Here is a 5,676-nt window from a genome sequence, read left to right as displayed (position 1 = left end):
CGCAGACGGTGTTGACGGACAGGAAAAACGATGTAAGATGAGCGGCTCACTCGGAACGAAATGTTCCAACGCGGAAACGGCAACGGCCCGCAAGTGATTGAGATCTTTGACAGTGTGCGCAGGTGACTTGTGTGGGCGCCTTGCGGTGGATGACTGAATGTCAAACATATGCAAGCGTCTAACCTAAGAGTCAATTCAAAAGCTTGACGTTTATGGTTAGGACATACGCTTCAGAAAGATAGACGGTCTTCGGGCTGTCGAAAACTTAAGTGAAGAGTTTGATCCTGGCTCAGATTGAACGCTGGCGGCATGCCTAACACATGCAAGTCGAACGGCAGCACAGTAGAGCTTGCTCTATGGGTGGCGAGTGGCGGACGGGTGAGTAATGCATCGGGATCTACCCAAACGTGGGGGATAACGTAGGGAAACTTACGCTAATACCGCATACGTCCTATGGGAGAAAGCGGGGGATCGCAAGACCTCGCGCGGTTGGACGAACCGATGTGCGATTAGCTAGTTGGTAGGGTAATGGCCTACCAAGGCGACGATCGCTAGCTGGTCTGAGAGGATGATCAGCCACACTGGAACTGAGACACGGTCCAGACTCCTACGGGAGGCAGCAGTGGGGAATATTGGACAATGGGCGCAAGCCTGATCCAGCAATGCCGCGTGTGTGAAGAAGGCCTTCGGGTTGTAAAGCACTTTTATCAGGAGCGAAATGCCATTGGTTAATACCCGGTGGAGCTGACGGTACCTGAGGAATAAGCACCGGCTAACTTCGTGCCAGCAGCCGCGGTAATACGAAGGGTGCAAGCGTTAATCGGAATTACTGGGCGTAAAGCGTGCGTAGGCGGTGATTTAAGTCTGCTGTGAAATCCCCGGGCTCAACCTGGGAATGGCAGTGGATACTGGATCGCTAGAGTGTGATAGAGGATGGTGGAATTCCCGGTGTAGCGGTGAAATGCGTAGAGATCGGGAGGAACATCAGTGGCGAAGGCGGCCATCTGGATCAACACTGACGCTGAGGCACGAAAGCGTGGGGAGCAAACAGGATTAGATACCCTGGTAGTCCACGCCCTAAACGATGCGAACTGGATGTTGGTCTCAACTCGGAGATCAGTGTCGAAGCTAACGCGTTAAGTTCGCCGCCTGGGGAGTACGGTCGCAAGACTGAAACTCAAAGGAATTGACGGGGGCCCGCACAAGCGGTGGAGTATGTGGTTTAATTCGATGCAACGCGAAGAACCTTACCTGGCCTTGACATGTCTGGAATCCTGCAGAGATGCGGGAGTGCCTTCGGGAATCAGAACACAGGTGCTGCATGGCTGTCGTCAGCTCGTGTCGTGAGATGTTGGGTTAAGTCCCGCAACGAGCGCAACCCTTGTCCTTAGTTGCCAGCACGTAATGGTGGGAACTCTAAGGAGACTGCCGGTGACAAACCGGAGGAAGGTGGGGATGACGTCAAGTCATCATGGCCCTTACGGCCAGGGCTACACACGTACTACAATGGTCGGTACAGAGGGTTGCAATACCGCGAGGTGGAGCCAATCCCAGAAAGCCGATCCCAGTCCGGATCGAAGTCTGCAACTCGACTTCGTGAAGTCGGAATCGCTAGTAATCGCAGATCAGCTATGCTGCGGTGAATACGTTCCCGGGCCTTGTACACACCGCCCGTCACACCATGGGAGTGAGTTGCTCCAGAAGCCGTTAGTCTAACCGCAAGGGGGACGACGACCACGGAGTGGTTCATGACTGGGGTGAAGTCGTAACAAGGTAGCCGTATCGGAAGGTGCGGCTGGATCACCTCCTTTCGAGAACGACATCTTTCTCCCCGCAAGACGTCCACACAAGACACCTGCACTTCTTTTCACGCGAAGTTTGCTTCACGCGACATCCTTGTCGCGAAGAGCAAGACCAGCCATCCCTGGCTGGACTCTTCACGAAACGCCCGCTTCGATGCGAATGCTCGAAGAGTGGGTTGTTCGTGTTGAGGCACATAGGTTCCCGGGTCTGTAGCTCAGGTGGTTAGAGCGCACCCCTGATAAGGGTGAGGCCGGTGGTTCGAGTCCTCCCAGACCCACCACTGAATCACTTGGGGCCATAGCTCAGCTGGGAGAGCACCTGCTTTGCAAGCAGGGGGTCGTCAGTTCGATCCTGACTGGCTCCACCATTTGGTGACGCGACGTGAAATGAAGGCAGCGCACACATAAAGATTTAGAAACGAGGCGGCACTGTGGCCGTTCTTGTGTTCTTTGAAAATGTAAACGAGTGACAAGCGTTTTGGTTCGAAACCGAACCGAGATGTGTCGTTGAGGCAATTAAGCGAACGCGTTGTTTGGAAATATGATCCCGAGGCGACTTGGGGTTATATGGTCAAGCGACCAAGCGTATACGGTGGATGCCTTGGCGGTCAGAGGCGATGAAGGACGTGGCAGCCTGCGAAAAGTGTCGGGGAGCTGGCAACAAGCTTTGATCCGGCAATGTCCGAATGGGGAAACCCACTGCGTAAGCAGTATCGTTGAGTGAATACATAGCTCAACGAAGCGAACCCGGGGAACTGAAATATCTAAGTACCCGGAGGAAAAGAAATCAACCGAGATTCCGTCAGTAGCGACGAGCGAACGCGGACTAGCCCAAAAGTCTCTTGTGTTTTAGCCGAACGGTTTGGAAAGGCCGGCCATAGCGGGTGATAGCCCCGTAGGCGAAAGGGCATGAGAGATGAAATTGAGTAAGGCGGGGCACGAGAAACCCTGTCTGAACATGGGGGGACCATCCTCCAAGGCTAAATACTCCTGACCGACCGATAGCGAACAAGTACCGTGAGGGAAAGGCGAAAAGAACCCCGGAGAGGGGAGTGAAATAGACCCTGAAACCGTATACGTACAAGCAGTGGAAGCCCGCAAGGGTGACTGCGTACCTTTTGTATAATGGGTCAGCGACTTACTGTCAGTGGCAAGCTTAACCGTATAGGGGAGGCGAAGGGAAACCGAGTCTGAATAGGGCGCATAGTCTCTGGCAGTAGACCCGAAACCGAGTGATCTATCCATGGCCAGGTTGAAGGTGCGGTAACACGCACTGGAGGACCGAACCCACATCTGTTGCAATAGATGGGGATGAGCTGTGGATAGGAGTGAAAGGCTAAACAAACTCGGAGATAGCTGGTTCTCCTCGAAAGCTATTTAGGTAGCGCCTCGTATGAATCTTCCTGGGGGTAGAGCACTGTTATGGCTAGCGGGCCATCGCGGCTTAGTAAACCATGGCAAACTCCGAATACCAGGACAGAATGTACGGGAGACACACGGCGGGTGCTAACGTCCGTCGTGAAAAGGGAAACAACCCAGACCCGCAGCTAAGGTCCCAAAGTTAATGCTAAGTGGAAAACGATGTGGAAAGGCATAGACAGCCAGGAGGTTGGCTTAGAAGCAGCCACCCTTTAAAGAAAGCGTAATAGCTCACTGGTCGAGTCGGTCTGCGCGGAAGATTTAACGGGGCTAAGCATTACACCGAAGCTCGGGGTGCACACGTAAGTGTGCGCGGTAGAGGAGCGTTCCGTAAGCCTGTGAAGGTGGATTGAGAAGTCTGCTGGAGGTATCGGAAGTGCGAATGCTGACATGAGTAACGATAATGCGGGTGAAAAGCCCGCACGCCGAAAGCCCAAGGTTTCCTCGCGCAACGTTCATCGGCGCAGGGTGAGTCGGCCCCTAAGGCGAGGCAGAAATGCGTAGTCGATGGGAAGCTGGTTAATATTCCAGCACTTGTCTGTAGTGCGATGTGGGGACGGAGAAAGTTAGGTCTACCGGGCGTTGGTTGTCCCGGGGAAAGGCGGTAGGCATGAGGGTTAGGCAAATCCGGCCCTCTTTATGCCGAGCACCGAGACGAGCCCTATTGGGCGAAGTGACTGATACTACGCTTCCAGGAAAAGCCACTAAGCTTCAGCTACAGAGAAACCGTACCGTAAACCGACACTGGTAGGCAGGGTGAGAATCCCAAGGCGCTTGAGAGAACTCGGGTGAAGGAACTAGGCAAAATGGCACCGTAACTTCGGGAGAAGGTGCGCCCTCCGGCGTGGTCACGTGCGTGACTGAGCGTTAGAGGGTCGCAGTAACCTGGCCGCTGCGACTGTTTATCAAAAACACAGCACTCTGCAAACACGAAAGTGGACGTATAGGGTGTGACGCCTGCCCGGTGCTGGAAGGTTAATTGATGGGGTCAGCCGCAAGGCGAAGCTCTTGATCGAAGCCCCAGTAAACGGCGGCCGTAACTATAACGGTCCTAAGGTAGCGAAATTCCTTGTCGGGTAAGTTCCGACCTGCACGAATGGCGTAACGACAGCGGCGCTGTCTCCACCCGAGACTCAGTGAAATTGAAATCGCTGTGAAGATGCAGCGTTCCCGCGGCAAGACGGAAAGACCCCGTGAACCTTTACTACAGCTTCACACTGAACGTTGAGTTCTTCTGTGTAGGATAGGTGGGAGGCTATGAAACCGAGACGCTAGTTTCGGTGGAGCCATCCTTGAAATACCACCCTGAAGTGCTTGACGTTCTAACCTAGGTCCGTAATCCGGATCAGGGACCGTGTGTGGTGGGTAGTTTGACTGGGGCGGTCTCCTCCCAAAGAGTAACGGAGGAGCACGAAGGTACGCTCAGCGCGGTCGGACATCGCGCACTGTGTGCAAAGGCATAAGCGTGCTTGACTGCGAGATCGACGGATCAAGCAGGTACGAAAGTAGGTCTTAGTGATCCGGTGGTTCTGTATGGAAGGGCCATCGCTCAACGGATAAAAGGTACTCCGGGGATAACAGGCTGATACCGCCCAAGAGTTCATATCGACGGCGGTGTTTGGCACCTCGATGTCGGCTCATCACATCCTGGGGCTGTAGCCGGTCCCAAGGGTATGGCTGTTCGCCATTTAAAGTGGTACGCGAGCTGGGTTCAGAACGTCGTGAGACAGTTCGGTCCCTATCTGTCGTGGGCGTTGGAGATTTGAGAGGGGCTGCTCCTAGTACGAGAGGACCGGAGTGGACGTTCCGCTGGTGTTCGGGTTGTCATGCCCATGGCATTGCCCGGTAGCTACGAACGGAAGCGATAACCGCTGAAAGCATCTAAGCGGGAAGCGCGCCTCAAGATGAGATCTCCCGAGAGCTCGACTCTCCTTAAGGCACCATCAAGACTAGGTGGTTGATAGGCGCGGTGTGGAAGTGCAGCAATGCATTGAGCTTACGCGTACTAATGAGCCGTGAGGCTTGACCATATAACCCCAAGACGCTTTGTTTAACGCGCTATCCCTGCGCGAGAAAGCGGCCATCCTGGCCGCACTCCTCAGGAAAAGCACGCTTCAACGAACCATCTCGAAAGAATTTCACCAGACGCTTGTCACTCGTTTACCCTTTATTCCACGCGAGATCCGTCTCGCGGAAGAGCAAAAACCAGCCATCCATGGCTGGACTCTTCAAAGTTTGAAGCCGGCGCTTTCAGCGCTACTTCTACCCTTTCCCTGGCGGCTATAGCGCTGTGGTCCCACCCGATCCCATCCCGAACTCGGAAGTGAAACGCAGCTGCGCCGATGGTAGTGTGAATCCTCATGCAAGAGTAGGTCACCGCCAGGGGCTTTATCCCTCAAACGCCTTCCCACCCGGGAAGGCGTTTGTCTTTGCGCGCCATGAAAAATCCGCCGCG

2 tRNA genes and 3 rRNA genes are annotated in these 5,676 nt (G+C 54.4%); all 5 read left to right on the top strand.

Annotated features, from left to right (window positions below):
- The first annotated feature begins 266 nt into the window (after positions 1–266).
- The 5 genes from JMF82_RS21490 (at position 267) to rrf (ending at position 5,606) form a co-directional block, all read left to right on the top strand.
- Positions 267–1,811: ribosomal RNA gene (locus JMF82_RS21490) — 16S ribosomal RNA — on the top strand.
- 195 nt (positions 1,812–2,006) lie between these two features.
- Positions 2,007–2,083: transfer RNA gene (locus tag JMF82_RS21485), tRNA-Ile, on the top strand.
- A gap of 11 nt (positions 2,084–2,094) precedes the next feature.
- A tRNA-Ala gene (locus tag JMF82_RS21480) sits at positions 2,095–2,170 on the top strand.
- 201 nt (positions 2,171–2,371) lie between these two features.
- Positions 2,372–5,251, top strand: a 23S ribosomal RNA gene (locus JMF82_RS21475).
- Between the two features lie 242 nt (positions 5,252–5,493).
- A 5S ribosomal RNA gene (rrf, locus tag JMF82_RS21470) occupies positions 5,494–5,606 on the top strand.
- Together the 16S, 23S and 5S rRNA genes with 2 tRNA genes alongside form the textbook arrangement of a ribosomal RNA operon.
- The last annotated feature ends 70 nt before the right edge of the window (positions 5,607–5,676 follow it).

The organism is Dyella sp. EPa41 (assembly GCF_016586165.1).
GTDB lineage: Bacteria > Pseudomonadota > Gammaproteobacteria > Xanthomonadales > Rhodanobacteraceae > Dyella.
The sequence above is the reverse complement of the archived record's forward strand: the minus strand, read 5'-3'. Positions and strand labels throughout refer to the sequence as shown.